Genomic DNA, 25447 nt, shown 5'->3' on the forward strand with positions numbered 1-25447 from the left:
TGTATCATTTTAAATTTGCGTTACCTGAATAACTTCGACACCTTGTTTCCGAAACGCATCAAGCGTTTTTCCGGAAACAAACGTATCAGTGATTAAGATATCGATATCGGATATCTTACCGATTGTAAAGTTCGAAAAGCTGCCAAACTTACTATAATCGGCAACTACAATTAATCGACGCGAGTTTTTAATAATATTGCGATTAACATTAGCTTCCTCAATCCATGGAGTAGAGATTCCTTGTTCAAGGCTTAAACCAGCACAGCCAATGATTCCCCAGTCAGAGCGCATACTTAAAAAAGTCCTGTTTGCTACATCGCCACTCATAATATCACGATTGTTGACATTTCCACCTGAAAGGATAATTGAAGCGATATTATGATCCGACAATAATTTAGCGACGTTTCCATTATTAGTAATAATGGAAACTTTTTTATTTAACAATGCTTTAACTGCATAAAAGGCAGTTGAACTGGAATTAACAAATACGATATCGTGATCGCTAATGTTTTTCGCTGCTTCAGTTCCTAGACTTCTTTTGATTCGGTAACGGGAGTCACTATTACTAGCGTTCTCTGGAGAAACAAAACTGACGGTCCCAAGATGCTGGGTTATCCTTCCCATTTTCGCCAAGCTATTACAATCGCGGCGAATAGTCATTTCCGAGACATTGAGGTGTTTGCTGAGTTCCTCGATGGTCATGGATTTGTTTTTATTTAGTACGTCTAATATGTGTTCACGACGGTTTTCGATATTTTTGTATGAATTTCTCATATTGATACCTTCTATTCATCCGTAATATGTGCACTATAATCATTTCATATGTGATTATAACAAATAACTATCAAAATACAGCTATTTTACTTACAAAAAACGAAAAAAGTTGTGATATAACATTTAATTATCATATAAAGTGAAAAATAACATATAAAACGATTGAAATCGGTTACTTAAGATAATATTCTATACTCGTAAACAAATAAAGATGTTGCTTAGGAGGAATTTACAATGGCATCACCAAAGAATATTAACGATGTAACTCCAGAAAATTACGCAATGAACAATTTCCCAGAATGGGGTCAATACCTCAACGAAGAAATTGCTGATTACAAGGTTCCTGCAGGAAGTTTCCGCTTATGGTGGACTGGCTGCATGGGCTTTTGGTTAAAGACTCATGAAGGTACCAACATCTTAGTCGATGTTTGGAACGGTACTGGTAAGCACACCCATGGTAATGGCAAGATGCGGAAGGGTCACCAAATGATGCGGATGGCCGGTGTTGAAGCTCAACAACCAAACTTACGGAACCGTCCTTACGTTATTGACCCATTTGCTTTCAAGGATGTCGATGCACTCTGTGTTACCCACACTCACCACGACCACTTGGACATCTACACAGCCGCATGTGTTAACAAGAACTGTCCAAACGCTAAGTTCATCGGCCCACAAGGCGTTGTTGATGAATGGATCGAATGGGGAATTCCTGCTGAAAAGACCATCGTTGTTAAGCCAGGCGACGAAGTCAAGGTTGGTGCTGTTAACACCAAAGCTCTTGAATCATTTGACCGGACTGAATTAGTTACTGAAGATGATCCAAACGTTACCTTAGCAGGTCACATGCCACAAGAAATGGCCAAAGTTGCGGTTAACTACTTATTTGAAACTTCTGGTGGTAACCTCTACGACGCTGGTGATTCCCACATGTCCAACACCTTCACTAAGCACGGTAACGAAAACAAGATTGACGTTGCCCTTTGTGCTTACGGTGAAAACCCACGGGGCATTACCGACAAGCTCGATGATTCCCAAGTATTGCGGATGTCTGAAGACTTGAAGACGAAGGTTGTTATTCCAATGCACTGGGATATCTGGTCAAACTTCTTTGCTGATCCAAAGGATATTATCAAGCTTTGGGAACTTAAGAAGTACCGTCTCCACTACGACTTCAAGCCTTACATCCTGCAAGTTGGTGGTGGATTCAGCTTCCCACAAAACAAGGATGACTTTGAATACATGTATGACCGTGGTTTCCACGACGCATTCAAGAACAAGCCAGACCTGCCATTCCCTGAATTACTCTAATTCACTTGCGAGCTTAGGTCGGAAGGAAAATTGAATGAAAAACGTTAATTAGCCCACGATCGGGTGGGCATGGGAGGATTTAAATAATGTTACGTTACTTTTTAGAAAATGGACTAGTTAATATTACTGACAAGCATCCTGATAATTGGGAAGATGCAATTCGAATCAGTGGGAAAGTTATGAAGGATAATCATTTGGTTACTGACCAATACATCGATCAAGTGATTTCTGATGTTAAGGAATATGGTCCTTACATTGTGATTGTCCCTGGCGTTGCAATGCCACACTCCTCAGCTGAAAACAGCGGTGTCTTGGGAACCGGGATTGGCTTCACGATTATGCCAGAAAAGGTTTCTTTTGAAGATGGTAACCCAGAAAAGGATGCCAAGTTATTCTTTATGCTTGCTGCTAAGGATCACGATACTCACGTTAAAAACATTGCAAACTTATCTGACATGTTCATGGAAGACGACATGGTTGATGACTTGCTGAAGATCAAGACCATGGATGACTATCGTGACGTAATGAAGAAGCACAATATGTAGGATTGTCGAAAAAGGTGAAGAAAAATGAATGCTGTATTTAATGTCTTTATGACAATCTGGGAATACTTCGCCAAAAACATTCTAGAACAACCAGCCTTCATGGTTGGGTTTATTGTTCTGATTGGTTACCTTCTGGAAAAGAAGAAATGGTATGAAGTACTTTCTGGGTTCTTAAAAGCCACAATTGGTTACTTTATTTTAACGGTTGGTTCAAGCGGACTGGTTACTTCATTCCGGCCGATCCTGGTTGGTTTGAAGTCCCGGTTCCATCTTTCAGCCATGGTTACGGACCCATACTTCGGGCAAAACGCGGTTACTGTTGGGATCATGAAGCGGTTTGGCCGTTCGTTCGCTGACACAATGTTATTGCTATTGTTTGCTTATATTATGAACATTTTGTTAGTTCGTTTCCAAAAGTACACGAAGCTACGGGCTGTCTTTACTACTGGTAACGTTCAAGTTCAACAAGCAGCGACCGCTTTCTGGCTCTTCCTCTTCTGTTTCCCACAAATGGGACGGATTCCGTTACTGATCGTGATGAGTATTGTCCTCGGTCTTTACTGGGCCGTTGGTTCTAACTTAACCGTTGGTATTACTCAGGAATTAACTGATGGTGCCGGATTTGGGATTGCCCACCAACAAATGTTTGGGATTTTCATCTTTGCCAAATGGGCTGAATGGATGGAAAAGCGTGCCAAAGCAAAGGGTAAGACTGAATCCAAGCGTCTGGAAGATATCGAACTTCCTGGTTGGTTATCAATGTTCAACGATAACATGGTTTCCACCGCGATTCTGATGATCATCTTCTTCGGGATTATTTTAATTATCCTTGGCCCATCTTACTTAATCAAAGCCGGATTTATGAAGGCTGGTCAAAGTTTTGTCTTCTACATTATTCAAACTTCATTAATGTTTGCCGTTTACCTCGCAATCTTGCAATTAGGGGTTCGGACATTCGTTAACGAATTAACTGAATCATTCACTGGGATTTCTGATCGTTGGTTACCAGGTTCCGTTCCTGGGATCGATGTTGCCGCAACTTTAGGGTTTGGTTCACCAAACGCTGCAACGATTGGTTTTATGTTCGGTGCATTGGGTCAATTCTTGATGATTATCTTACTGATTGTCTTCAAGTCACCAACGATTGTCATCGCCGGATTTATTCCACTGTTCTTTGATAACGCGGCAATTGGTGTCTTTGCCAACAACCGTGGTGGTTACAAGTACGCCATGATTGCACCATTCATCTCGGGATTAATCCAAGTTGGTGGTTCTGCATTAATCGCTACCTGGGTTGGCATGGCAACGTACGGTGGTTACCTTGGTATGTTCGACTGGGCAACGGTATGGCCACTCGCAACTGTCATCATGAAGTACTTAGGATACATTGGTATCGCTGTTGTCATCATCATCTTCGTTCTGATTCCACAATTGGAATACCGTCACGATCCAAAGGGTTACTTCTTAATCGTTAAGGATTACGACGCTTGGAAGAAGATGCATGAAGACGAAGCAGACGCCGCTAAATAATTAATAAATTAGGTCTGTAAATTTAGGAGGAAACATCATGAAAATTTTAAGTGCATGTGCAAATGGTTCAGGAACTAGTTTAATGCTTTCACGGACTGCCACGAAGGCAATGAAGGACTTAGGCTTTAACGTTACTACGTCTGATCACACTTCCGTTTCTGAAGCAAAAGGGACTGCCCGCAACTATGACGTAGTCTTCACTTCACTACCATTCGTTAAGATGTTTGACGAAGCTGAAAAGCGTGGTGCCATTGTAATTGGTGTTAAGAACGTTATGTCCAAGCAAGAAGTTGAAGATGCCGTTAAGAACAACGAGAAGCTTCAAGCAAAGTTAAACAAGTAATCTAAAGGGGTAAATATAATGACTAAACCAATGTTACAAGTCGCTTTGGACACTGATACTACTGCCCAAGCGTTGAATGTGGCCCGGCAAGTTAGCGATGTCGTTGATGTTGTCGAAGCCGGCACCCTCTTGATCTACCAAGAAGGTATGGACGCCGTTAGTGATCTTCGGGCAATTGCCCCAGACAAGATTGTGCTTGCTGATGCTAAATGTGCGGATGCTGGTGGCCACATCGGGAAAGTTGCGAAGGAACACGGTGCTGATTGGTTAACTTGTATCAACGCTGCCACCGTTCCAACCATGGCGAACGCCCAAAAAGAAATTGAAGTCCAAGTTGAATTATATGAAGGCTGGGACAACAAGGAACGGGCACAAGAATGGTTAGACAACGGGATTGACCAAGTAGTTTACCACCAAAGCCGGGACGCTAAGTTTGCTGGTCAAACTTGGGGTGAAAAGGATTTGAACTCTGTTAAGAGTTTGATCGACATGGGCTTTAAAGTTTCCGTTACCGGTGGTGTGAAGCCAGAAGTTCTGAAGTTATTCAAGGGCCTTCCGGTTTACTGTTTCATCGCTGGTCGTGCAATCCACGGCGCTGATGATCCACACGCAGCAGCACTGGAGTTCAAGAACGAAATTGACCGTATTTGGGGTTAATTACAAACTGCCTCAGTCAAAATAATCTCTTTTTTTGCAAAGCAATGGCGGGCTGTAATTGGTTCGTCATTGCTTTTTTAGTAGGAAGGAATCGTTGTTATGACAGAAAATGCATTGGGTATTTATGAAAAGGCCCTTTCACAGGACCTGACGTGGAAAGAAAAATTTGAATTAGTCCATCAATTAGGCTTTAACTTTTTAGAATTTTCCATTGACGAAAGCGATGAACGTTTAGCGCGGCTGGATTGGACAAAGGAACAACGAGCTGAATTTCGTGATGCCATGTGGGCAACCAATAGTCGGATTAACACCATGATGTTATCTGGCCACCGTCGTTACCCATTGGGCTCTAAAGATCCGAAAATTCGTCAAAAGTCGTTGGACATGATGGCAAAGGCCATTGATTTGGCAGTTGATTTAGGCATTCATAACATTCAAATGGCCGGTTACGATGTCTACTATGAAGACAAAACGATGATGTCACGTGAACTATATGTCGAAAACCTTGCTAAGTGTGTCCACATGGCTGCCAAAAAGATGGTGATGTTGTCAATTGAAACGATGGACGACCCATTCTTGAACTCTATCGAAAAAATTGCGGAATTGAAGAGCCAAATTCATAGTCCATGGCTGCAAGCTTACCCAGACTTGGGGAACCTTAGTGCTTGGCCAGAAAATTACGTCCCAGTGGACTTTGAAAAACACATTGATAATGTCGCCGCTGTCCATCTGAAGGATACTAAGGCAGTTACGCCAACTTTCAAGGGTCAATTTAAAAACGTCCCGTTTGGTGATGGCTGTGTTGACTTTGCCGGTCTCCTTAAGGAACTAGTGCGCCTGGATTACAACGGCAGTTACACAATCGAAATGTGGACTGGTGACAATGGTGATCAGGATCCAATTGATGAAGTTAAAGCAGCCAAACGCTATTTTGACGACCTCTTTAATGAAGTTGGTATCCATCAAGAACCCGTTCAAAAGTAATCAATAATAAGGAGAAAAACAATGCTTGAAGAATTAAAACAAGAAGTTTATGAAGCTAACATGCAACTACCGAAGTTAGGGTTAGTTACTTTCACCTGGGGAAATGTTTCTGGAATTGACCGTGAAAAGGGTCTTTACGTTATCAAACCTTCCGGAGTTCCTTACGAAGATTTGAAGCCTGAAGACATGGTAGTGGTTAACCTGAAGGGCGAAGTCGTGGAAGGGGATTACAACCCATCTTCTGATACGCCAACCCACACTTACCTTTACAATCACTTCCCAAAGATTGGGGGAATTGTGCACACCCACTCCCCATGGGGGGTCTCCTTTGCCGCAGCGCGGATGGACGTTCCAGCCATGAACACGACACATGCGGACACTTTCTACACGGATGTCCCAGCAGCGGATGCCTTAACCAAGCAGGAAATCGAAGAAGATTATGAAGGCAACACCGGGAAGGTAATTGTGCGTTCCTTTAAGGAACGGGGCTTAGACTATGAAGCCACCCCAGCAGCCCTAGTTATGCAACATGGTCCTTTTGCCTGGGGCCCAACGCCAGATAAGGCGGTTTACAATGCTAAAGTTCTGGAAGTAGTGGCAGAAGAAGACTACCACGCCATGCAATTGACGCATGAAGATTTGCACCTGCCACAATACCTGCTGGATAAGCATTACTACCGGAAACACGGTGCTAATGCTTACTATGGTCAAAACAATGCCCATTCTAAAGATCACGCTAAGCACGCGGCAGATTAATTAAGTAAGGAGAGAAGCGGCGGCTTCTTTTCTTTTTAAAAATTTTGAAAGCGTTTATCAATTAATATAGCAAAGTTGATGAAAACGATTTATAATTTAAACATGTGATTTAAATCATGAATGAAAAGGGGAAAGAACATGTCAAAAGACGTTAAAGGGATCGCCGCTAGTGACGGAATTGGGATTGCGCCAGCCTACTTACTAGTGGATCCAGATTTGTCGTACGATAAGGATAAAAAGATTAGTGATGCGGATGCAGAGTACGCTCGTGTAGAAACAGCATTTAATGATTCGATTGCTGAATTGCAAAAGATTAAGGAAAATGCGAAGGGTCGCTTGGGCGATGAAGAACTAGAAGTCTTCGATGCCCATATTGCTATCCTTTCAGATCCAGAAATGCTTGGTCAAATTAAGGATGACATCAACAATAACAAGACGAGTGCCGAAGCCGCTGTTGATAAAGTAACGACGAACTTTGCTGACATGTTAGCAGCAATGACTGATAACAAGTACATGCAAGAACGGGCAGCGGACGTTAAAGACGTTGCTAAGCGGGCGATGAGTCACCTGCTTGGTAAGCAATTACCAAACATTGCCGGAATTGACAAGCCAGTAGTGATTGTTGCCAAAGAAATCACACCTTCTGATACTTCACAGATGGACGCAAAGTTTGTTAAAGGGATTGTGACCGACTTAGGTGGCCGGACGAGCCATGCTGCGATCATGTCACGGACCTTACGGATTCCAGCTGTTGTTGGTGCGGAAGATATCACAGCAAATGCTAAGAATGGTCAAAATGTGATTGTTGATGGTCTGCATGGGGACATTATCGTTGACCCATCAGATGATCAAGTTAAAGACTACCAAGCCAAAGCAGAAGCCTTTGAAAAGGAACGTGCTGAATGGGCTAAGTTAGTTGATGCACCTTCCGTTTCTAAGGATGATAAGCACTTTGAAATTGCCGCCAACATTGGGACCCCTGATGATGTAGAAGATGCGATGAAGCAGGGTGCCGACGGAGTTGGTTTATTCCGTTCAGAATTCCTCTACATGGGTTCTGATCACCTCCCAACTGAAGATGAACAATTTGAAGCCTACAAGAAGGCCATTGTTGGCATGAAGGGCAAGCCAGTAGTCGCACGGACTCTTGATATTGGTGGGGATAAGCCACTTGACTACTTACCATTGCCAGACGAAATGAATCCATTCTTGGGTTACCGGGCAATTCGGATTTGCTTGGATCGTCCTGAAATTTTCAAGACCCAATTACGGGCTTTGATCCGGGCTTCTGAATTTGGTCCATTATCCATCATGTTCCCAATGATCGGGACGTTAGCAGAATTACGAGCTGCTAAGCGGATCTTTGAAGAATGTAAGACTGAATTACAAAAGGATCACCGTGGCCTTGGAGACGACGTGAAGATCGGAATGATGATCGAAGTACCATTAGCCGCAATTAACGCTGACAAGATGGCGGAAGAAGTTGACTTCTTCAGTATTGGGACTAACGATTTGATTCAATACAACTTCGCGGCTGACCGTGGCAACGATGCTGTTTCATACCTTTATCAACCATTGAACCCCGCCTTCCTCGGTTTGATTAACCACGTCATCGCTGCTGCTCACCGTCATGGTACCAAGGCTGCCATGTGTGGTGAAATGGCCGGTGATGAATTGGCATTACCATTGCTGATGGGAATGGGCCTGGATGAATACTCAATGTCAGCATCATCCATTTTACGGACGCGTTCAATGATGAAGAACCTGGACACCAAGGACTGTGCAAAGTTGGTTGAAAAGGCGATGCACCTTGATACAAACGAAGAAGTTGCCGACTTGGTCAAGAAAGAATTGAACTTAGCTGATTAATAATTAATCATTAGAAAAAGGACGACGCGCAAACGTCGTCTTTTTTTGATGGATTTACTGGTTTATGCTGAACAAGTGATCACTGATGACTTGCGAAAAAGAATTTGCAAAATTAATTTTCTAATAGTTGAATTATTTGTTAACTAATAGACAAAAAATTCGCCGATTAAAGTAACAATCATTTCATAAAAAAATCATTTTTGAAATATTTGCGATGATAATAAAAGTTAAAAAAAACAACCTATTAAAATAATAATAGTTCAAATATATGGAGTATTTGATAGATTTTTTGCTATTATGTTTGGAGGATTAATTATGCAAAATAATAAATTACGCTTCAAGATGTACAAATCCGGTAAGAACTGGATGGTTGCTGGTTTGATGACCACTGCCGTATTAGCTGGTTTAACTTTAAGCAACGGCGATGTTGTTGCTCATGCTGATACTGCAGCTGCAGCAACTACTACTACCCAAGTTGCTAACGGAAAGCAAGAAGTTACCCAAGATCAATACAACGATCAAAAGGCAAAGGTTGCTACTGACCAAACTAACGTTAACAACGCCCAAAAGGCAGTTGACAACGCTAAGAATGCTAACGAAAATGCAGCTAAGGTAAATGATGCTAAGACTGCATGGAAGAATGCTGAAAGCGACTACAACAAGGCTAACAGTGATTACAACAATGCCCACAAGGCAACTAACACTGCTAAGGCTGCTGCTGACGAAGCTAATGCCTACAAGAACAACTGGGACAAGAACGAAGCCGACCTTTACAACAAGCTTCAAAACCAAATCTCAGATGCAACTGCAACTAAGACTGCTCAAACTAAGGTTGCTAACGACGAAGATGCTAAGGCTAAGAAGGATGATGCAGCTTACGATGCAACTGCTAAGTTACAAGCTGAAGCTCAAGCTAAGCTTGACAAGGTAAATGCTGACAAGAAGGCTACTGAAGATCAAAAGCAAGACGCTGCTGATTACAACCAAAGTCTTTTAGACCAACTAAACGCACTTTACCAAGATTCACAAAAGCACAAGGCTGCTCGTGATGCTGCTAATGCTAAGGTTGCTGCAGCTGACAAGACTATCCGTAACGCTAACAAGATTCTTGCACCTAAGTCAGACAAGAACCCTGCAGGTCGTGACTTATTAGGTCACAAGTCTGCTGCTGACAGTGCTGCTGCTAAGCAAGCTGCATACGAAACTGCTCTTCAACACGAAAAGGACTTGAAGGCTGTTCGTGACGCTGCTCGTTTGACTGCTAACCAAAAGAAGGCTGCTTACACTCAAGCACGTGCAGATTACAACTTACCAAACGATGCTGAATACGCATAAATGCAAAAGAAGGCTACTGGTGCTCGTCAAAAGATCAACGCCGACAAGGCTGACCCTGCTTACACTGCTGTAACTGACACTGAAGGACACGTTAAGGATGCTAATAAGGTTCTTAACAATGCTAAGAAGGCCGTTGACACTGTTCAAGCCAAGATCGATACTCAAAACGATAAGTTGGCTAAGGCTCAAGCTGACCTTGATGCTGCTAAGGCTGCCGCTGCTAAGGACCCAGATGATGATGTATTAGCATCAAACGTTGTTGCTAAGCAAAGTATCGTTAACGCTATCAACAACCGTCTTCACGGTGCTGATGGTAAGGAGGGTGCTGCTTCATTGATGGGTCAATTAGCTGCTGCTAAGCAAAACGTAACTGACCGTACAAACGCTCTTAACTGGTGGAACAAGAAGCTTGATGATGCTAAGGCTAATGCTCGTTACCAAAAGCTGGTTAACGACATTGCTTACCGTCAATCAATCATTGACAAGGCTGATCAAGCTAAGGCTAACCGTGCTGCAGCTAAGGGTGCTGACGATGCTGTTGCTCCATTAGAAGCTGCATTAGCTCAAAAGCAAAGCGAATTGAAGACTTACACCGATGCATTAAACGCTGACACTAACATTCTTAACAACATGTTTGTTAAGGGCTCTGATGACAGCAAGGACAACGGTGACCACAACACTACTGGTGACGACACTAAGAACAATGGTGACGATACCAAGAACAACGATGATAAGACTCCTGCTTCATCAGTTGACGGTGATAAGACTGCTACTGGTGTTAAGGAAGGTAATTCTGCCAAGAGCAACGCTAGTCAAGTTGCTATGACTCGTGCTGAATACCGTGCTGCTAACAAGGTTGCTGCTGCCAACGAAGCTAGCGCAAAGAACACTAAGAATGACGCTAAGTTGCCACAAACTAGCAACAATGAATCAACTGCTGCCATCGCACTTGGTGCTGTATCAGCAATGCTTGGTTTAGGCTTAGTTGCTAAGAAGCGTGAATTCTAATTATCATTATTAATAGCAATTAATTTATCGGGAAAGGTGATTCATAATTCCATAAGGATTTCATGAGACCTTTCGATAAGAAAAGGACGGCGCATCAGCGCCGTCCTTTTTTTACTTGCGAATGATCACGCCATGGAGCCGTTCATTTAAGCTAGCCAACGGAAATAGAAAAGTGCGCTATCTCATCGAGTTCATGGAGATAGCGCACTTTGATTATTTACTTTCACGGGCAACGATGACGTCACATTTAGCCATCCGAACGACATAGCCAGTTGTGGAGCCAAGTAGTAAGCGTTCAATTCGGGAGGTTCCCGTACCACCCATTATAATTAGATCATTATGGTGGTCACGAATGAAGTCTCGGGAGATGACCAACTTGGGATTACCAAAACGGATATGGATTGCCACGGATTTAACCCCAGCATCCTTAGCTTGCTGTTCTAAATCGCGCAAACGTTTTTCAATAATTTGCACTAATTCGTGAGTTTTGCCATCACTCATGTCGGTTAAAGTGGCAAAGCCCTCGGTAACTTGATTGATTTGAGAAACATTGAGAATATCAAGGTGGGCATCGTTATTTAAAGCAGCTTGGATTGCACGCTTCATTACCAGTGGGGTTTCTTTTGAACCATCCACTGGAACTAAAATTTTTTGGTAGGTTCCATTTGCCATAATCGTAAAATCCCTTTCTATCTTTTCATCTATGATACCATGGAATAGGGATAAATTGAGCTTTTCGTCAACAGATAGTAAAATGAAAGGGATCAATTGAGAGGGATTAATGTATGAATAAACAGAAGAATGTTTCACGGATTATTGCCATTACCATTGTGACAATGGTGATGGCGATGATAATTGAATTTGTGATGTTCAATCAGCATCAGATTGCCTGGATGTCCAGTGGCGCGTTGACGACGTTAGTGACCATGCTAGTGATCATGATTATCGTCGTACTTTTAGCGGTCGCGGACTGGCACTTTTCTAACTATGCGACGATTGCTGCCATGATGTACTACGGAATTATTAGTCTTGGTGGCTTACTTCAAGTGCAAAATAAGACGTCGATCACTGGGTTACTGGAGCAATTAATTGCCATTATTGGCATTATCCTATGTGTATACGGGATTGTTTTAGGAGTTCGACAACGCGAGCTTTTTATGGAAGAGAAGTATCGGAAACAACGGGGGACCAAATAAATGGAATTTACGTATGAAGACTATTTAGCACAATTAACTAGTGATCATGTGCAGACGGCCAATGTGGCGACAACGGCCGCCAAGATTCAACAAGCAGCTGTTATTAAAAAGGGATTGCAGTTCATAGAGGATCAGTTAGCGAGTGGTTACCTGTGTGGATATGAATGGAATGTTAAGATGCCGGTCGGTGATGATCTAAGTGTCCGTTTAGAAACTAACTTGATCAACATTCCAATGAAGGAAGCGGAACGCCTGGATTCTAAGTTGTTAGATCGGGATCCGGCTTATCCGGTGAATGTCTACATGGTTGCAGAAGGGGACCAGCTCAATAAATCAGGATTGCGAATTGATGAACTAGCCGGCGGTGCTGATTTTGAAAATAACGCTGCACTAGTTACGAAGTTTCAAGAATGGGTTGCGGATCAATTAGCAATGGCAACCGAGAATCGCCAAGCGGATGACGAAGCTTGATGTCAATTCGATAAAATGCTAAAATAAGCCTTGCGATGAGTCGAGAGGTCTGGTAGCAACCCAAATGGCTACCATAAGACATTTCGAGTGGGGCACATTAACCTGCCGGATTGCAGGGTGCCTGGTAATGATGAAAGTGGACGTTCATCATTACCTGAGATCATATCAATACACAAAGCCGCGACTGCTTCATTGAAGTAGTCGCGGCTTTTTTTAGTCGATAAATTGATAATACATGGAATCTGGATTTTGGTTTTCCTGAATAAAACCTCCATATAGTTTTAGAGCTTTTTAGATGTTTTGACAATAAAAAAGTAGCTGTCCAAATGACAACTACTTTGCCAAATAAATTTGTTCATCGATTAAATCGAAGGTCTTTAAATACTGATTGACCTTTTGTAAAGCGTCAGGTTGTGATAATTGCGCGTTTTGCCAAAAGGCTGGCGAATTAGTTGCGCCATTTTTTTCACCTACGACCAGTAACTGCAGGTTAGGGTAATGCTGGCGAATTAATTGGAGCAGTTGCCAATCTTGTTCGCCCTTGTCTGGTGCCCAAGACATTACGACGTACTTAACTTGGTTACCGTATTTTTTGACGGCAGCTAATGCATCTAATTGTTCGATTGTGGTAACTGGATGGCGACCAGTTTCATTTTCCTTGACCCATGCCTGACTATCGGTAGTGTAAATCTCTTGGTGCGGATTAGAGTTTCGTAAGCCTTTCGATAAGTAACCATTGCCAGCCATTACTTCCAGAACAGGGGCCCCAGCTAAATAATGACTTAAAGCGTTGGTAAATGATGAATTGGTGTACGACCACATTCCATACGTTTCTTCGAGGTAGTCACGGTAGTTTCGTAATAGACGATCAAGTTTTGGCAGTGCCGTAGTGTATTTTTCCCATAACTGGTCGCCTCGCGGATCACCTTGGGGATATTTGGCATTCACTTCTTTAAAAATGGTATCTTGAATATCATCCGGGAGAAGCATTTTAGGGAGCGGCTGGGGCAGCAGTCCAGAACGAAGCAACCGGTCGTTAAGCAGTGCATTATTAATCAGAAACTTGATGCTGGAAAAGTTATTAAATAGTTCGCCATAATGCTGTAATTCTTGAATGTATGAAGATTGATGAGCAGCAGTGGCGACTTTGCGGTACTGCTTTTTTAATTTTTTCAGTTTCTTTGGATTCATAATGGCCCTTCTTAATTAAAATGCAAATTTAATTCTTCTTGTTTACTGTAGAATTTGTCGGTATCTTGACGGTGATTCCGTCCCGTGAGGTAACCATCAATCAATTGGAAAATTTCATAACGGTCTTCACTTGATAATTTTGTGTGGTTGAAAGTGAGACTTTTACTGGAGAAAAACAGTTTCGCCAGATCATAGTCGTCATGGTCTTCTTTTCCAGTTAAGTAATCCAGGCTAACGTCAAAAAATTCGGCTAACTTTTTGGCCTCGATGTAGGAAGGCGTCCGGATACCGCGTTCCCAATTGCCAATTTGTGAAGCAGTATTTGGTCGTTCGTCTGGTCCAAGGTGCTGATTCAGTGCTGCTGCTAACTGTTTTAATGTGATTTTTTGTCCACGGCGTAATGCTCGTAGTCTTTCTGGAAACATAGCTACTCCCCCTTTTGAGAACTAATTCTATTTTAACATTGAACCACGGAGCGTGGAAAACGCGTGGTGCATTTTTTGTCAGAATGCGCTAAAATTAACGCTATTATTGAGATAGGGGAAGAATTCATGGAGAAAAAGAAGAATAAGCAACGGCACTTATGGCGGTGGCTAACAGCCATTATTGGGATTTTACTAATTATTTGGATAGCGGCTGGTGTCTATTTTTTCAAAGTCGGGATGGTGCCGGGGCATAAGTCATTTATCAGCAGTAACCATCAAACACTGCGCCGTTCTGATTCACTGTATCGGCAAAAGAAATGGTTTCATGATGTAAAAAAGCAACGGTGGGTAATGAAATCTGCTAGTAAAAACTACCGGTTAGTAGCTGATTATATTCCTGCGGCCCAGTCGTCGAAGAAAAGTGTTTTAATTTGTCATGGTTTTATGAATAACAAGGAAACGATGGGAGCCTATGCGGCAATGTTTCATCAAATGGGCTATAATGTCTTGCTCCCGGATGCACGAGCGCATGGAGAGAGCGAAGGTCGCTACATTGGTTATGGTTGGCCGGAACGTTATGATGAGCGTAAATGGATTAACCGGTTGATTCAAAAGAATGGTCAGAAGAGCCAAATTGTGATGTTTGGGGTCAGCATGGGTGGTGCAACCACGATGATGACGAGCGGAATCAAATTGCCCCATCAGGTGAAAGCCTTTATCGAAGATTGTGGTTACACCAGTCTAGCGGCAGAACTCGATCATGAAGCTCAGCAGCTGTATCATTTACCGCCGGTGATTGCCAAACCAGCAGAAGCATCGTTGAGCATTATTAACAGGATTGCGAATGGATTCTATACAAGTGAGGCCAGTTCAGTGGCCTCACTGCATCATAATAAGTGGCCAATGTTATTCATCCATGGGGCCAAGGATACGTTTGTGCCTACGGAAATGGTTTATACTAATTATCGAGCAACCCGGGGACCAAAGGAGTTATGGGTAGTGCCGAACGCTGCGCACGCCAAATCTTTTCAGACGACCCCTCGGCAGTACCAACGGCATGTGGAACAGTTTTTAAGTCGTTACGTTCATTAAACGAAGTGGGGGATCACAATGGTCACAATTAAGGAAATCGCACAACGCGCTGGATATTCTTCCGCTACGGTGTCCCGGCTATTAAACTCAGATCCACGGTTAGTAATTTCGGATCAGGCTCGGGAAAAGTTTTTGGCAGTGGCGGATGTATTAGGATACTGGGACGAGCACGACCGACCACTAGGCAATAAAGAGATCGCCATTCTATTTCGGATTACCAAGCAAGATCAGGAGAATGATGTCTATTTTGCTACCTTGCAAGAACACCTTCAAGAGGCGTTAGCAAAGCGGCAATTAAGGACGAAGATCTTTTCTGATACAGAGAAATTGATTAATCAAGCTCGTCGTTACGAAGGCTTTATTTGTGTTGGGGCGAATCATATGACTACTGACGACCTTGATCGTCTTCACCAAGTGTTACCTCTTGGGGTTATCGTCGATACGAATCCAGCGCCAGATTATTTTGATTCTGTCCAACCGAACCTAGCATTAACGGTGCGGAAAGCATTTGAAGAAATGATTCATCAAGGATTTGAAAAAATTGGTTTTATTGGTGGTCAAGGAATGCAGATTGGGGATAAACCGTTAATGGCCGATTCGCGAACCGCTGCTTTCAAAATTGTGGCCGAAGAATATGGAATGACAGCTGCCCCCATCTTTTCTAGCGGCCGTTTTACCATTGAAAATGGGCAACGGATGGGAGAAGAAATTATTGAACGGTATGGTCGGATTGGGCTACCAGATGGTTTTATCTGTGCGTCGGATACGATTGCGGTTGGGGTATTGCAAGCCTTTAACCATGCAGGCGTGATCGTTCCTCGAGATACGTCTTTAATCAGTATTAATAATAGTGCGTTATCCAAGTATGTGTCGCCACCGCTAACCACTTATGAGATTAACCAGGCAGAAATGTGCCGAATTGCGGTAGAAGACCTCCACGATTTGATCAATCACCCACAACGGCCCCACTTTCATCTGCTAGTGGATACAACGCTCGTCATGCGCGATAGTTTTACAAGAAAAATTAACCAGTAAAGGATTTACTAAAGATTAGTAAATCCTTTATTTATTTTATTTACTTTTTTAGACAGTTTTCTATAATAATTGTTGTAAGCGATTACAATGATTTTTCTGAGGAGGGTGTGCATTTTGGACACTAAACAAAAACCAGCCGCTAAACTGACGGCGGCCCAATGGATTTCGCGTTCTGCGTTTTGTTTTGGTAACGTTGGTCACTCCGCCTTTTATGGCGTAATGAGCACTTATTTTATTATTTTTGTGACGAGCGGAATGTTTGACGGCCTGAGCAAACACGTTGCGGACCAATTAATTGCACTAATTACTGGGTTGATTGTTGGTGTACGGATTCTGGAACTAATTATTGATCCAGTAATTGGTAATATTGTGGATAATACAAAGACCCGGTGGGGGAAATTTAAGCCATGGATCTTCTGGGGCAATATTGTTTCCGGGGCCCTCTTGTTGGTCTTATTTACTGGGATTTTTGGTTTAGCAAAGGTTAACTTGGTCCTCTTTGCCATCTTATTTGTCATCATTTTCCTAGCGTTTGATATTTTTTATTCATTCTCTGATGTTTCCTACTGGGGAATGGTGCCAGCGTTAAGTGAAGACTCGAATGAACGGGGGATTTATACATCACTAGGAGCCTTTGCCGGCACGATCGGTTGGAACGGTCTGACCATTATCGTGGTTCCAATTGTCACTTACTTTACTTATTTGGCTACAGGTCAACATAAGGAAGGGGCCGTTGGTTGGTTTGCTTTTGCTGCCATCATTACGGCGCTAGCAATTTTAAGTGCGTTAGCTGTTTGCTTTGGTACTAAGGAAAAGCAAAATTTAATTCGGAATTCAGCTCAACAGAAGACGACCATTCGGGATGTTTTCTCTGCCATTTTCCATAATGATCAAATTTTATGGCCAGCCTTAGCCTACCTGCTGTACTCATGTGCATATGTGATTACGAACGGGGTTTTGTTCTACCTTTACAAGTTTGTCATTGGGAAACCAGGGCAATTTTGGATTGTGGGAGTGATTGCCACGATTATCGGCTTCTGTACCAGTCCATTATTCCCAATTCTGAACAAGTTCATTCCACGGAAGTGGCTTTTCATCATGGGACAGGTTTGCATGGTCCTGGCTTACGTAATTTTTATTGCTTGTCGGTCTAATATTTTCATGATGGATTTAGGACTGGTACTGTTTAACATTAACTATGCCCAATTAGTCACGGTACTAACCTTTACAGATGCCATTGAATATGGTCAATTAAAGAACGGCCAACGTAACGAAGCGGTTGTTTTAGCTGTGCGACCAATGATTGATAAGCTAACGGGGGCCATTTCAAATGGGCTTGTTGGTTACATCGCGGTAGCTGCGGGAATGACTGGTGCTGCGACAGCTGCGGATATGACCGCTAAAGATATTCGCACGTTTGATAGCATGGCGTTCTATATTCCGATGGCGTTAGCAATTCTTTCCATTGTTGTGTTCTTGACGAAGGTCAAGTTGTCAGAAAAACAACACGCGGCAATTGTTGAAGAATTAAAGGATAAGTTGGCTAAGGGTGAAATCAAGACAACAGATCATCAAGTGACACCCACCGAAGAGACCAACGTATTAGCTCCTGCTGATGGTCAATTAATGGCATTAGCAGATGTTAAGAATGAAGATGGTACGGTCGGTTTTCCTGGAAAGGGATTTGCCATTGTCCCGAGTGATGGACGTATTTACGCACCGTTTGATGGAACGATTAAATTTACTTTCTCGACCAAGCACGCTTTTGAAATTGTTGCCGATGATGGCTTAGAAACGATTATTCACGTAGGCCTCGGGACTGTTAACATGCGTGGTGAAGGCTTTAATGTGCATTATACTGATGGTCAAAAAGTTCACGCGGGTGATCTTCTGATTGAATTTGATCGTGATTTAATTCGCCAAAATGGATATCTTGATACCGTGGTGACGTTCATGGTGCGGCCAAAGCTAGTGGATGTGGTTAACCATGTTCAATTTGGTACGACGGTGCACCATGGTGAACGAGTGATTGCAGTAACCGCGAATAAGTAGTGGAGGATCATTATGAAGAATCAATTACCAACTATTTTGTACGGGGGGGTGACTAGAACCCCGAGCAATGGCCTGAAGATACCTGGAATGACGATATTAAAGTCTTTAAACAGGCAGATATTAATTCCGCGACCGTCAATGTTTTTTCATGGGCCCTGCTTGAACCAGCAGAGGGACAATATAATTTTAGTATTCTAGATAAAATTATTGAAAAACTCAGTGCTGCTGACTTTGAAATCGTTTTGGCAACTTCAACCGCCGCCATGCCAGCGTGGATGTTTAAAAAATACCCCGATGTGGCGCGGGTGGACTATCAAGGGCGCCAGCATGTTTTTGGCCAACGGCATAACTTTTGTCCCAGTTCTCCGAATTATCAACGGCTCGCACAAAAGCTCGTTGCTAAACTAGCGGAGCGATATGGTGATAATCCCCACATTGTCGCTTGGCATATTAATAACGAGTACGGTGGTAATTGTTACTGTGAGAATTGCCAAAAGGCGTTTCAAAAGTGGCTGCAGCAAAAGTATCAAACCCTTGATCGCTTGAATCAAGCGTGGAACAATAACGTCTGGAGTCACACCATTTATCAGTGGGATGAAATTGTGGTACCAAACGAACTGGGCGATGCATGGGGCCCAGAAGGCAGCCATACCATTGTTGCTGGTTTGTCATTGGATTATCTGCGGTTCCAATCTGCTGCACTCCAAGACCTTTACCGGATGGAAAAGCGCACGATTGAAAAGTATGATGATCACACACCGATAATGACGAACTTTCATAGTACGCCAAATAAGATGATTGATTACCAAGCCTGGGCAGGGGATCAAGACATCATTGCGTACGATTCCTACCCAGCCTATGATCAACCAGCCTATCAAGCTGCATTTCTGTCCGATTTGATGCGGAGTTTAAAGCATCAGCCATTTATGCTGATGGAATCCACGCCTTCCCAGGTCAATTGGCAACCGTATAGTCCGCTGAAACGTCCTGGACAAGTTCGGGCAACTGAATTTCAAGCGGTCGCTCATGGTGCAGATACGGTTCAATATTTTCAGCTTAAGCAGGCAATTGGTGGTTCGGAAAAGTTTCATGGTGCAGTCATTAGCCATTCGCAAAGGACGGATACCCGTGCGTTCCAAGAAGTGGCCCAAATTGGTCATGATTTAAAACGGCTGAGTTCAAAGATATTAGGGTCCCAAACGCCTGCGAAGATCGGCATTATCTTTGATTGGAATAATTTCTGGTCATATGAATACGTGGCGGGAATTTCTCAAGATCTAGACTATGTTGGCTCTGTACTGGATTATTATCGGCAGTTCTATGAACGCCATATTCCGACGGATGTGATTAGTGTAGATGACGATTTTAGTCAGTATGACTTAATTGTGGCACCCGTTCTCTACATGGTTAAGAAGGGGCTTGCCGGAAAAATTAATGACTATGTTGCTACTGGTGGTCACTTCCTGACGACTTACATGTCAGGGATGGTGAACGAGAGTGATAATGTCTACACTGGTGGTTATCCTGGTCCGTTAAGCAAAGTGCTTGGCATTTGGGTTGAAGAGACCGATGCAATGACTCCTGGAAAGACAACCCAGGTTGTTTATGAAAAAGATGGCCTTGCTGCGGATGGGCATTATTTGTGTGACCTCATTCATCTAACCAGTGACCATGCCCGTGCGGTTGCTAAGTATGGGACAGAATTCTATGCTGGAGTTCCAGCGATTACGGAAAATCAGTATGGTCAGGGGACGGCCTGGTATGTCGGCAGTCGGATTGACCATGCTGGATTGAGTCACTTAATGGATGAGGTTCTCCAAGTGGCAGGTGTGTCAGGATTAATTGCGACTCCAACTGATTTGGAAATCACTAAACGAGTGAAGGATGGTCATGAAATTTACTTTGTTTTGAACATGCGGAACGAAGAACGCCAATTACCCGCAGAGTTAGTGGATGGCTGGACGGACCTATTAACAGGTGAACAACCACAACCAAAGATGATGGGTTGGGATTTGCGAGTTCTTACAAAAAGTAATTGATCAAGAAGAAGCAGGTAAACTAATTGGTCCGTTGAGACTTGTTCATTGAGTGCATTTGCTAAGTCAAACGAAATTTTATGCGCAGCAGCTTGTTGTTGGATATAGCTATGTTCTGCTTGAAAGGCATTGATAAAGTAGCTGGTCATGAGATCAGCGTTAATCTTATTTTTGCGTGAGAAGATTCGGTAACGGTTTAGATAGGTTCGCCGGACCGCAGCGATTTCATAAGCATTTTTCGGCGTTTGAGCATCATTCAAAAATTTATTAACGCGTCGGATCACGATTCGTAAAACGGGGCCAATTTCATCATTAACTGCCTTAAAGTGATCTTGCCGCGCTTTTTTTAATTCCGGATTTTTATGATAAAGTTTGATTACTTTACGACGAGCGTGTATCCAGTGCAGACGGTGATACAACATGATAAAAGTATCCCAAAAACCGTGCTTTGATTTACTGAAGAGGTCACGAGCCATCAGCCGCGAGTACATTCGTTCCTGCTGTTCGGTGATGACGTCATTATCGGTCAATTCTTCAAGGGTATCTAATTCCACTTGGTGGCACTTTTGCAAGAGATGGTTATAGGTTTCGGTATTCAGACGTGCCCGCATGGTCATTTGACTGTCCAATTGGTCAATTACTAGTGATTTTTCACGATTTTGTTCACCGTTATTGGTTAAATCATTAATAGCGTATTGCACAGTCTTTGTTAAAGCCTTATGAAATTCAGCTTTGGAATAACTTTCCTGTTTTTGCGGAAGGAGTTTTGGAAAGGCAAAGGTACCGACAAAAAGACTAATCAGGATTACAAAAGCGGCAATCAAAATCAAATCATTCCGCATGGCAATTCGGTCTTCGTTGACCAGCAGCGGAATGGAAAAGGCCATCGCCATGGTGATGGTACCGTGAACGCCACCGATTGCTAACAATAAGCTATCTATTTTTTATCTTGTTGTAAGGCTTTGGAATGCAGACGCACAAGGCCGATTTGCGACCAGAGGTATCGTAACAGAGTCATGACAAGGTAAAGAACCAGCGCAATACCGACAATTTTAATCGTTTGCAGCTGTTTCATATGACCAAGCACCATCGGTAAGCTAAGTCCTAAAAAGACGAAAACAAGGCCGTTTAAAGCATCAGCAATGATGTTCCAAATAGTAGTAGTGGCAATCTGAACTTTGGTCGAAGTAAGGTGGAGACGGTCATACAAGATACTGTGCATGATCCCAGCAGCGACAACCGCTAAAATACCTGAGAGGTGGAGTTCTTCAGCTAACCAATAAACGACAATCGGGGTCATCACATTAATCGGAATGACAATTGGGGCGATGTCAACGTGATGTTGCATCAGAGCAGTTCGTACGTTAATTAGCAGGGATCCGGCGATCATTCCAAAGATAATCCCACCGAAGAAAACATACAGGAATGTCCAAATTCCTTGAGCAAGTGAAAATGAACCAGAAGCCAGGGCAGATGAAGCTAGACTAAACAGCACGATTCCAGATGCGTCATTAAAAAGCGATTCGTGTTCGAGGGTTAAACTGACGTTTTCTGGCATTTCGACATCAGTAGTCAACGACTTAACAGCGACGGCATCAGTTGGGGTAATAATGGCAGCGAGCATAAAGGCAACGGGTAAGGATAAGGAATGCGGGAGGAGAAAGTGTAATCCCAATCCGAGGATAATGACTGTAAAAAGCGCCAGATAAACCGCCATGGACATCGTTCTTGACAGTGCCCGCGCGAGCTGCCTGGAGGAAGTGTTCTGACCGTCGTTAAACATGAGCGGTGCGATAATCAAGAGCATGAAAATTTCTGGTTCGAGTTGAAAAGTCTTTAAGTCAGGAATAATTGCTAAAACCACTCCAGCAATAATTTGATAAATTGCTAAAGGGAGGACAGGCCAAATTAAGTGGATAATGTTGGCCGTAACGACGGCAACTAATAAGAGAACAATTCCGAGAACGGTCGACATAATATGAATCCTTTCTTGAATGTAATTTAGTTCTATTATAACGAAAAATGTAAAAAAACAAGCGATTAGCAACTGGAAATTACTAATCGCTTGTTCAATTAATTATTGCCGCTTAATTAAAACACTAATTCCCATCGCTAGGTTATAGATGTAGAGAATTAAAGAAATTAAAAGAGCTAAAACTGTTAGAATACCGAAGAGCCAACCACCCGAACTACGAACCTGATCTATTCCGGCCGCACCGAGAATAAAGAAAGTTAGTAAGGCGACAATTACGTAAAGGGCGGGGAAAACCTGCGTCCAGAAAGCGGACCGAGCATGTCTGGCCACGTATGGGTCCTGACGATCAACGATCCAAATGATTAATGGAAACAAAACGGGAAGAAATAGGATACTGAGATAAGCTAAACAGCTGAGAATCCGACTGGTTATTGATTGATTATTCATAATGAACTCCTTTTCTTTTAGTATACCAGAAAAGTTATGGGAGCATGAGTAATGTGACTTGAACAATTGCCAAACTAACGATGAAGGTTATCCAATCTCGCGTTCCAATCCGGATGATTTGAACATGGGTCCGTGATTGTCCCTCGACGAAGCCCTGTGATTCCATCGCTTGGGCGAGGACGTCCGACCAACTTAGGGCCGAAAGAATCGCTTTGAAGTAGAGCTGCGGTGACCAGAAGTAGAGAGTGATTCCGCGCATTTGGGCTGCAATGCGAATGGTTTGGATTGCTTGAATTGTACGCGGAACGGTATTGATGGCGGCTAATGTTCCGTAGGCATATTTGGCAGGGAGGTGGGCATTTTGTTCTAGTGAGCGGGCGAGCTCAAGTGGAGACGTAGAAATAGTAATAAGAGCTCCCAAAAAGCAGTAGGCGTAAATTCGACTAACCATTACCCAAGCAAAGAACCAACTATGGCCAGGACTAAACCAGCGAATGGTTACTGCAATAGTTAAAGCAGGAAGCAAGGGAATAAGAAGTAATTTAATCAATGTCCGCAGTGAACAATGATGCAAAATTAGAAGGATTAGTGCAAAGAAAATTAATAGGAGGTTGGTGGCGATTTTACTGGTAAAAGATATTTCCAGGGAAATAATGATAATCAGTAGTAATTTTAGACTAGGATTCATGACTTGTCCTCCCTTGATATGACAATTGTCGGCAACTTAGATGGAGATGATAATTAATGAATGAATCGAGCCCCGTTAATTGATGACTAATAATCAGAATGGTTTGGGGTAAAACCTGTTGGCAGTTATGAATTAGGTCAATCACATTAGCAATGGATTGCTGATCCAGGCCACTGAATGGTTCATCAAGGAGCAGCAGTGGCTGGCCCATCATGAGCATCACCAGTAATTGAAGTTTCTTTTTTTGACCACCAGAAAGAGAATACACCACCTGATTGGTGAGATGTTGTAAACCTAACTTGTCAATGGCGTCTGCTAAACGGGAACGGTTAAAGTATGGATGGTGCCCATGCCTGAGACTAAGTTCTAGTTCTTCTTGGACAGTTACCTTGAGAAATTGATCATTGGCATTTTGAAAGACGAGACCCAGTGTTTGACCAAGCTGCGGTGGAGAATATTTTTTTAAAGGACGATCGAAAAGCTTAATAGTTCCATCAAATGGAATGATTTTAGTTAATGCCTTGAAAAAGGATGATTTGCCACTACCAGATTCACCGGTTAAAAGAGTCACCTTATTTTTAAAGATGGTGAGTTCCGGTTGCTGAATAAGTAATTGATTCTGTCGCCGTAAGGTGAAGTTATGTAATGAAACCGCGGCCGGATTGGTTGATTGAGGTGGGGTTGCTGAAAAGTTATTAGGCTGATTAAATCGATCCAACAATGTTTGAGTAGCAGCTGATGATAATGGTTGAAGATGGTTATTGAAATCAATGATTAGCGGATGAAGTGAATCATATGCGGCCAAATCGTGGTCGGCGATAATGATCGTTTTACCGGTTTGAAGGAGTTTCCGTAGTTGTTGAATGATCAAAGTTCGGTTATGAAAATCCAAACTCGCGAAGGGCTCATCCAAGAGGATGATTTGTGGATTCATTGCAATGATTACGGCTAAGCTCGCGCGTTGCTGTTCACCACCGGAGAGAGTTGTGAAGTGGCGGTCAGCAAGGTGTAAAATACCAACTTCTTCTAAAGCTTGTTGGGTTAGTTGGGGAATGCGCTGAGCGGATACTTGCCGATTTTCTAGTGCAAATTCGATTTCATGACGTGGTGTGTCTAAAGCAAATTGTAGTTCCGGATCTTGAAACATCATGGCACAGGTGGGGTGATCTGGGAGGTTCACGGAGCCTGATAAGTGTCCGCCGTACTTGGGGAGTAAACCGGCAATGATCTTGAGCAGGGTAGATTTTCCACAACCAGATTTGCCATAAAAAATAGTTAATTGACTAGTTGGAATAGATAATTGAGGAATATTGAGAATAGTTTGCTTTTTTTGATAACCAAACTGGAGTGATTCAATTGTAATTGGTGTTGTCATGATGACCTCGCAAAATAAAGAAACCCTGCCGGATCAAAATGTCCGCCAGGGTGGTAATTGTAAAATTAAAAAACAACCTTGTGATCTCCCTTCGCTGGTCCTAACCAGAGCAGGTTCGATGGGTATTTCTCAGCCGTGCGGCACCCCAGACAAAGATAATTAAATTTAGTTTCATCATAACGAAAGTAGCAATGAAGTGCAAGTAGGTAGAATAATTAACAGGCTGTGGAAAAGATGTGCACAACTCTGAGGGAGGCGTAGGTGCTGATTAGACAGCATTTGTGAATGGGAGGGAGTAATTATTAACAGGTTTCCACAAGATATTGTGGATAACTAATAAATCATCCACAATCAT

22 protein-coding genes, 2 pseudogenes and 1 riboswitch are annotated in these 25447 nt (G+C 42.8%); of the genes and pseudogenes, 16 read left to right on the top strand and 8 right to left on the bottom strand.

What is annotated here, in order from left to right:
• Positions 1 to 9: 9 nt before the first annotated feature.
• The gene (locus AC1EKL_RS02470) at positions 10 to 774 is read right to left on the bottom strand and encodes a DeoR/GlpR family DNA-binding transcription regulator (RefSeq protein WP_480188439.1); all 765 of its coding nucleotides are present in this window, start codon (positions 772 to 774) and stop codon (positions 10 to 12) included.
• Between the two features lie 234 nt (positions 775 to 1008).
• On the opposite strand from AC1EKL_RS02470, the gene ulaG reads away from it, so the two are divergent.
• The 10 genes from ulaG to AC1EKL_RS02520 all read left to right on the top strand — a co-directional run bounded on the left by ulaG (position 1009) and on the right by AC1EKL_RS02520 (position 11109).
• Positions 1009 to 2082, top strand: a complete 1074-nt coding sequence (gene ulaG, locus AC1EKL_RS02475; protein ID WP_480188438.1) for an L-ascorbate 6-phosphate lactonase — start codon at positions 1009 to 1011, stop codon at positions 2080 to 2082.
• An 86-nt stretch (positions 2083 to 2168) separates the two neighbouring features.
• Complete coding sequence (locus AC1EKL_RS02480) at positions 2169 to 2627, top strand: PTS sugar transporter subunit IIA (RefSeq protein WP_480188437.1); 459 nt, start codon at positions 2169 to 2171, stop codon at positions 2625 to 2627.
• Positions 2628 to 2651: 24 nt separating this feature from the next.
• Positions 2652 to 4157: a PTS ascorbate transporter subunit IIC gene (locus AC1EKL_RS02485; protein ID WP_480188436.1), complete on the top strand. Its 1506-nt coding sequence runs from the start codon at positions 2652 to 2654 to the stop codon at positions 4155 to 4157.
• Positions 4158 to 4194: 37 nt separating this feature from the next.
• The gene (locus AC1EKL_RS02490) at positions 4195 to 4500 is read left to right on the top strand and encodes a PTS sugar transporter subunit IIB (RefSeq protein ID WP_006916464.1); all 306 of its coding nucleotides are present in this window, start codon (positions 4195 to 4197) and stop codon (positions 4498 to 4500) included.
• Between the two features lie 18 nt (positions 4501 to 4518).
• On the top strand, positions 4519 to 5157 hold the full coding sequence (locus AC1EKL_RS02495) for a 3-keto-L-gulonate-6-phosphate decarboxylase UlaD (protein WP_295731963.1): 639 nt from the start codon (positions 4519 to 4521) through the stop codon (positions 5155 to 5157).
• A gap of 99 nt (positions 5158 to 5256) precedes the next feature.
• A complete protein-coding gene (locus AC1EKL_RS02500; protein ID WP_480188435.1) occupies positions 5257 to 6141 on the top strand; it encodes an L-ribulose-5-phosphate 3-epimerase in 885 nt (294 codons plus the stop codon).
• Between the two features lie 21 nt (positions 6142 to 6162).
• Positions 6163 to 6897, top strand: a complete 735-nt coding sequence (locus tag AC1EKL_RS02505; RefSeq protein WP_480188434.1) for an L-ribulose-5-phosphate 4-epimerase — start codon at positions 6163 to 6165, stop codon at positions 6895 to 6897.
• 138 nt (positions 6898 to 7035) lie between these two features.
• Entirely contained in the window at positions 7036 to 8766 is a 1731-nt protein-coding gene (gene ptsP, locus AC1EKL_RS02510) for a phosphoenolpyruvate--protein phosphotransferase (RefSeq protein WP_480188433.1), read from the top strand.
• A gap of 315 nt (positions 8767 to 9081) precedes the next feature.
• Positions 9082 to 10101 (top strand): KxYKxGKxW signal peptide domain-containing protein, encoded by a 1020-nt coding sequence (locus AC1EKL_RS02515; protein ID WP_480188432.1) that lies wholly within the window; start codon positions 9082 to 9084, stop codon positions 10099 to 10101.
• Positions 10102 to 11109, top strand: coding sequence for an LPXTG cell wall anchor domain-containing protein (locus AC1EKL_RS02520; protein WP_480188431.1), 1008 nt, complete (start codon positions 10102 to 10104; stop codon positions 11107 to 11109).
• A gap of 213 nt (positions 11110 to 11322) precedes the next feature.
• Here the strand turns inward: AC1EKL_RS02520 and AC1EKL_RS02525 are convergent, their stop codons facing one another.
• Entirely contained in the window at positions 11323 to 11781 is a 459-nt protein-coding gene (locus AC1EKL_RS02525) for a universal stress protein (RefSeq protein ID WP_480188430.1), read from the bottom strand.
• A 113-nt stretch (positions 11782 to 11894) separates the two neighbouring features.
• Between AC1EKL_RS02525 and AC1EKL_RS02530 the strand changes: the two genes are divergently transcribed.
• Positions 11895 to 12305 (top strand): hypothetical protein, encoded by a 411-nt coding sequence (locus AC1EKL_RS02530; protein WP_480189958.1) that lies wholly within the window; start codon positions 11895 to 11897, stop codon positions 12303 to 12305.
• Positions 12306 to 12776, top strand: a complete 471-nt coding sequence (locus AC1EKL_RS02535) for a hypothetical protein (protein ID WP_480188428.1) — start codon at positions 12306 to 12308, stop codon at positions 12774 to 12776.
• Between the two features lie 333 nt (positions 12777 to 13109).
• Here AC1EKL_RS02535 and AC1EKL_RS02540 read toward each other — a convergent pair whose 3' ends face one another.
• Both AC1EKL_RS02540 and AC1EKL_RS02545 read right to left on the bottom strand, forming a co-directional pair.
• Positions 13110 to 13967, bottom strand: coding sequence for an SAM-dependent methyltransferase (locus AC1EKL_RS02540; RefSeq protein ID WP_480188427.1), 858 nt, complete (start codon positions 13965 to 13967; stop codon positions 13110 to 13112).
• Between the two features lie 11 nt (positions 13968 to 13978).
• Positions 13979 to 14392, bottom strand: a complete 414-nt coding sequence (locus AC1EKL_RS02545) for a helix-turn-helix domain-containing protein (protein ID WP_464465110.1) — start codon at positions 14390 to 14392, stop codon at positions 13979 to 13981.
• Positions 14393 to 14518: 126 nt separating this feature from the next.
• Here AC1EKL_RS02545 and AC1EKL_RS02550 point away from each other — a divergent pair, with 126 nt between their 5' ends.
• The 4 genes and pseudogenes from AC1EKL_RS02550 to AC1EKL_RS02565 all read left to right on the top strand — a co-directional run bounded on the left by AC1EKL_RS02550 (position 14519) and on the right by AC1EKL_RS02565 (position 20610).
• On the top strand, positions 14519 to 15484 hold the full coding sequence (locus tag AC1EKL_RS02550; protein ID WP_480188426.1) for an alpha/beta hydrolase: 966 nt from the start codon (positions 14519 to 14521) through the stop codon (positions 15482 to 15484).
• A gap of 18 nt (positions 15485 to 15502) precedes the next feature.
• Positions 15503 to 16519, top strand: coding sequence for a LacI family DNA-binding transcriptional regulator (locus tag AC1EKL_RS02555; protein ID WP_480188425.1), 1017 nt, complete (start codon positions 15503 to 15505; stop codon positions 16517 to 16519).
• Positions 16520 to 16606: 87 nt separating this feature from the next.
• The gene (locus tag AC1EKL_RS02560; protein WP_480188424.1) at positions 16607 to 18571 is read left to right on the top strand and encodes a sugar MFS transporter; all 1965 of its coding nucleotides are present in this window, start codon (positions 16607 to 16609) and stop codon (positions 18569 to 18571) included.
• Positions 18572 to 18583: 12 nt separating this feature from the next.
• Positions 18584 to 20610, top strand: a pseudogene (locus AC1EKL_RS02565) (beta-galactosidase).
• Here AC1EKL_RS02565 and AC1EKL_RS02570 read toward each other — a convergent pair.
• From AC1EKL_RS02570 to AC1EKL_RS02585, 4 genes and pseudogenes are all read right to left on the bottom strand, one after another.
• Positions 20610 to 22582: pseudogene (locus AC1EKL_RS02570) on the bottom strand (cation:proton antiporter); the annotation flags it as partial. The pseudogenes AC1EKL_RS02565 and AC1EKL_RS02570 overlap by 1 nt on opposite strands.
• A gap of 102 nt (positions 22583 to 22684) precedes the next feature.
• Complete coding sequence (locus tag AC1EKL_RS02575; RefSeq protein WP_480188423.1) at positions 22685 to 23029, bottom strand: magnetosome magnetite crystal formation protein family; 345 nt, start codon at positions 23027 to 23029, stop codon at positions 22685 to 22687.
• Between the two features lie 34 nt (positions 23030 to 23063).
• The gene (locus AC1EKL_RS02580; protein ID WP_480188422.1) at positions 23064 to 23717 is read right to left on the bottom strand and encodes an energy-coupling factor transporter transmembrane component T family protein; all 654 of its coding nucleotides are present in this window, start codon (positions 23715 to 23717) and stop codon (positions 23064 to 23066) included.
• Positions 23707 to 25092 carry an ATP-binding cassette domain-containing protein gene (locus AC1EKL_RS02585; protein WP_480188421.1) on the bottom strand — a complete coding sequence of 462 codons (1386 nt, stop codon included), beginning with the start codon at positions 25090 to 25092 and terminating at the stop codon, positions 23707 to 23709. Before AC1EKL_RS02585 ends, AC1EKL_RS02580 begins: the two co-directional genes overlap by 11 nt.
• A 69-nt stretch (positions 25093 to 25161) precedes the next feature.
• A riboswitch (TPP riboswitch) is annotated at positions 25162 to 25250 on the bottom strand.
• Positions 25251 to 25447 lie beyond the last annotated feature (197 nt).

It is taken from the genome of Limosilactobacillus sp. C0001E2 (genome assembly GCF_056590915.1).

What these genes read in the sequence shown, in the direction of transcription:
- AC1EKL_RS02470 (WP_480188439.1), bottom strand. Translation starts at nt 774, where the DNA reads ATGAGAAATTCATACAAAAATATCGAAAACCGTCGTGAACACATATTA.
- ulaG (WP_480188438.1), top strand. Translation starts at nt 1,009, where the DNA reads ATGGCATCACCAAAGAATATTAACGATGTAACTCCAGAAAATTACGCA.
- AC1EKL_RS02480 (WP_480188437.1), top strand. Translation starts at nt 2,169, where the DNA reads ATGTTACGTTACTTTTTAGAAAATGGACTAGTTAATATTACTGACAAG.
- AC1EKL_RS02485 (WP_480188436.1), top strand. Translation starts at nt 2,652, where the DNA reads ATGAATGCTGTATTTAATGTCTTTATGACAATCTGGGAATACTTCGCC.
- AC1EKL_RS02490 (WP_006916464.1), top strand. Translation starts at nt 4,195, where the DNA reads ATGAAAATTTTAAGTGCATGTGCAAATGGTTCAGGAACTAGTTTAATG.
- AC1EKL_RS02495 (WP_295731963.1), top strand. Translation starts at nt 4,519, where the DNA reads ATGACTAAACCAATGTTACAAGTCGCTTTGGACACTGATACTACTGCC.
- AC1EKL_RS02500 (WP_480188435.1), top strand. Translation starts at nt 5,257, where the DNA reads ATGACAGAAAATGCATTGGGTATTTATGAAAAGGCCCTTTCACAGGAC.
- AC1EKL_RS02505 (WP_480188434.1), top strand. Translation starts at nt 6,163, where the DNA reads ATGCTTGAAGAATTAAAACAAGAAGTTTATGAAGCTAACATGCAACTA.
- ptsP (WP_480188433.1), top strand. Translation starts at nt 7,036, where the DNA reads ATGTCAAAAGACGTTAAAGGGATCGCCGCTAGTGACGGAATTGGGATT.
- AC1EKL_RS02515 (WP_480188432.1), top strand. Translation starts at nt 9,082, where the DNA reads ATGCAAAATAATAAATTACGCTTCAAGATGTACAAATCCGGTAAGAAC.
- AC1EKL_RS02520 (WP_480188431.1), top strand. Translation starts at nt 10,102, where the DNA reads ATGCAAAAGAAGGCTACTGGTGCTCGTCAAAAGATCAACGCCGACAAG.
- AC1EKL_RS02525 (WP_480188430.1), bottom strand. Translation starts at nt 11,781, where the DNA reads ATGGCAAATGGAACCTACCAAAAAATTTTAGTTCCAGTGGATGGTTCA.
- AC1EKL_RS02530 (WP_480189958.1), top strand. Translation starts at nt 11,895, where the DNA reads ATGAATAAACAGAAGAATGTTTCACGGATTATTGCCATTACCATTGTG.
- AC1EKL_RS02535 (WP_480188428.1), top strand. Translation starts at nt 12,306, where the DNA reads ATGGAATTTACGTATGAAGACTATTTAGCACAATTAACTAGTGATCAT.
- AC1EKL_RS02540 (WP_480188427.1), bottom strand. Translation starts at nt 13,967, where the DNA reads ATGAATCCAAAGAAACTGAAAAAATTAAAAAAGCAGTACCGCAAAGTC.
- AC1EKL_RS02545 (WP_464465110.1), bottom strand. Translation starts at nt 14,392, where the DNA reads ATGTTTCCAGAAAGACTACGAGCATTACGCCGTGGACAAAAAATCACA.
- AC1EKL_RS02550 (WP_480188426.1), top strand. Translation starts at nt 14,519, where the DNA reads ATGGAGAAAAAGAAGAATAAGCAACGGCACTTATGGCGGTGGCTAACA.
- AC1EKL_RS02555 (WP_480188425.1), top strand. Translation starts at nt 15,503, where the DNA reads ATGGTCACAATTAAGGAAATCGCACAACGCGCTGGATATTCTTCCGCT.
- AC1EKL_RS02560 (WP_480188424.1), top strand. Translation starts at nt 16,607, where the DNA reads ATGATTTTTCTGAGGAGGGTGTGCATTTTGGACACTAAACAAAAACCA.
- AC1EKL_RS02575 (WP_480188423.1), bottom strand. Translation starts at nt 23,029, where the DNA reads ATGAATAATCAATCAATAACCAGTCGGATTCTCAGCTGTTTAGCTTAT.
- AC1EKL_RS02580 (WP_480188422.1), bottom strand. Translation starts at nt 23,717, where the DNA reads ATGAATCCTAGTCTAAAATTACTACTGATTATCATTATTTCCCTGGAA.
- AC1EKL_RS02585 (WP_480188421.1), bottom strand. Translation starts at nt 25,092, where the DNA reads ATGACAACACCAATTACAATTGAATCACTCCAGTTTGGTTATCAAAAA.